This window comes from Janthinobacterium sp. KBS0711 (assembly GCF_000988085.1).
Taxonomy (GTDB): domain Bacteria; phylum Pseudomonadota; class Gammaproteobacteria; order Burkholderiales; family Burkholderiaceae_D; genus Janthinobacterium; species Janthinobacterium lividum_E.
This window is the reverse complement of sequence record NZ_LBCO01000012.1, coordinates 1-818: the sequence shown is the minus strand read 5'-3', so window position 1 is coordinate 818 and position 818 is coordinate 1. Positions and strand designations below refer to the sequence as shown.

At 50.9% G+C, this 818-nt stretch carries 1 rRNA gene; it reads left to right on the top strand.

Annotation, left to right across the window (positions count from 1 at the left end):
* Nucleotides 1–818, top strand: a 23S ribosomal RNA gene (locus VM94_RS08705); the annotation flags it as partial.

Sequence of the window (818 nt, the reverse complement as noted above, 5' to 3'; positions counted from 1 at the left end):
GACCGGTGGTACTAAGCGTACGACAAGTAGGGCGGGACACGTGACATCCTGTCTGAATATGGGGGGACCATCCTCCAAGGCTAAATACTCGTAATCGACCGATAGTGAACCAGTACCGTGAGGGAAAGGCGAAAAGAACCCCGGAAGGGGAGTGAAATAGATCCTGAAACCGTGTGCATACAAACAGTAGGAGCGGACTTGTTCCGTGACTGCGTACCTTTTGTATAATGGGTCAGCGACTTACATTCAGTGGCAAGGTTAACCGAATAGGGAAGCCGTAGAGAAATCGAGTCCGAATAGGGCGATCAGTCGCTGGGTGTAGACCCGAAACCAAGTGATCTACTCATGGCCAGGATGAAGGTGCGGTAACACGCCCTGGAGGTCCGAACCCACTAATGTTGAAAAATTAGGGGATGAGCTGTGGGTAGGGGTGAAAGGCTAAACAAACTTGGAAATAGCTGGTTCTCTCCGAAAACTATTTAGGTAGTGCCTCAAGTATCACCATCGGGGGTAGAGCACTGTTATGGCTAGGGGGTCATTGCGACTTACCAAACCATTGCAAACTCCGAATACCGATGAGTGCGAGCTTGGGAGACAGACGTCGGGTGCTAACGTCCGGCGTCAAGAGGGAAACAACCCAGACCGCCAGCTAAGGTCCCAAAGATTGGCTAAGTGGAAAACGAAGTGGGAAGGCTAAAACAGTCAGGATGTTGGCTTAGAAGCAGCCATCATTTAAAGAAAGCGTAATAGCTCACTGATCGAGTCGTCCTGCGCGGAAGATGTAACGGGGCTAAGCCAGTCACCGAAGCTGCGGATAT